Below are 1647 nucleotides of genomic sequence, written 5' to 3' on the forward strand. Positions count from 1 at the left end.
CGGAGCCTGTCAAGCCCAGTGAGACAGGGAGTGTGTGGAAATTAGGGAGTAGCCGTCGGGGCGTCCTCCTTTGGCGGATTGATCCAGACGGCTTGGAGCAGCTGCTTGGGCTGGGGCAGTGCGCGGAAGCGCTCCGGGTGCGCGGCGTAGGCAGCGCGGAGGACCTCAGAACGTTGGTCGAGGATTTTGGTCGCTCGGCCAAAGTGGACATCGGCGGGTGTCAGCAGTACTAAGCCAGAGTGATGGTGCTTGAAGTTGTACCAGGCGAAGAAACGGCGGCAGAAGGATTGCCCATCTTCAGGCGAGCCGAAACGGCCTGGAAACCACGGGTGGTACTTGAGAGTCTTGAATTGGGCTTCCGAGAAAGGATTGTCGTCGCTGGTATGGGGACGGCTGTGGCTCTTGTTGATGCCAAGGGTGGCCAGCAGCTGGGCGAGCGGCTTGGCAGTCATGCTTGCACCGCGATCGGCATGAAGCGTCAGTTGCCCTGGAGCCACGGGATGTTTGGCCACCGTTTCGGCTAGCAGGCGACGAGCGAGCAGCTCGCTCTCGCGCTCGGCAAGCAACCAGCCAACGACATAGCGGCTGAAGATATCGAGCACCACGTAGAGGGAGTAATAGACTCCCTTGGCGGGTCCACGCAGCTTGGTGATGTCCCAAGACCAGACCTGGTTAGGCTTGGTGGCCACGAGCTCGGGTTTGCGATAGCGGGGGTGGCGCAGCTGGTTGCGGCGTTCCCGCACTTCGTCGTGCCGCGCCAGCAGGCGGTACATCGTGCGCTCCGAGCAGAGATAGCGGCCTTCATCGAGCAAGGTGGCGCAGACCTCGGCCGGAGAAGCGTCGACGAAGCGCGGGCTGTGGAGGATCTCCAAGATCTGCTGCCTCTCGGCGGCGCTTAGGGCACGAGCCGGCAACGACCGGGGCGGCGGCGGACGTAGTCCGCCGGTCGGCAGTTTGCGGTGACGGTACAACGTCGAGCGTGGCACGCCGAGGGCCTCACAAGCCCTCTTCAGCCCAGCACGCTCGGCCAAGGCGGTGACGACGCTCATTGGCTCGTCTGCTCGTCCTCGCGAGATGTGGCCAGGCTGAGGCCCAGCACCTCGGAAAGTTTTTTTTGCACCTCGATGATGGCTTCAGCTTGCGCCAGGGCGCGCTGCAGGCGCTGGTTCTCACGTTCAACGCGCCGCAGCTGCTCGCGCACCGCTGTGTCGGGGTCAGCCTTGCGCCCTCGCTGACGGCTAAAGGCAGCTTCGCCACTCTGCCGGTGAAGGGCACGCCATTTGGCGAGAACAGAGCTGTACAGTCCCTCACGTCGCAGCAGGGCACCGATCTCGCCAGGCCTCGTACAGCTCTCAGCCTCGGCAAGGATGCGCAGCTTATAGTCGGCCGTAAACCGCCTTCGCTGCGCCTTCGGCTCAACCTCGGGATTGGGTACTGACCGTAGCGGCGACGCGCTGGCTGGGGAGGCCGGGGAGGCCTCCTCCCCCATGCCCCCGGCCTCCCCGGCCTCCCCAGCCACCTCCAGCTCCACCCCCCGGGCCGCCCACCCCTCCTGCCTCTCCAGTGCTTTCTTCATTGCCAACCTCTCTCCGCCTCTACCCTAATTTAGTTGGTGTCTCCTGTCTCACTGGATGTTGGCAGAGAGGG

1 protein-coding gene is annotated in these 1647 nt (G+C 64.1%); it reads right to left on the bottom strand.

The window, feature by feature from the left end; all coding sequences use genetic code 11:
• Positions 1 to 41: 41 nt before the first annotated feature.
• Positions 42 to 1489, bottom strand: a protein-coding gene (locus VES88_11650) for an IS3 family transposase (protein HYN82150.1) whose coding sequence is annotated in 2 segments (ribosomal slippage) — positions 42 to 1108 and positions 1108 to 1489 — 1449 coding nt in all. Because the reading frame shifts where the segments join, the coding sequence is not laid out codon by codon here.
• Between the last annotated feature and the right edge of the window lie 158 nt (positions 1490 to 1647).

Source organism: Gemmatimonadaceae bacterium, assembly GCA_035633115.1.
GTDB lineage: Bacteria > Gemmatimonadota > Gemmatimonadetes > Gemmatimonadales > Gemmatimonadaceae > UBA4720.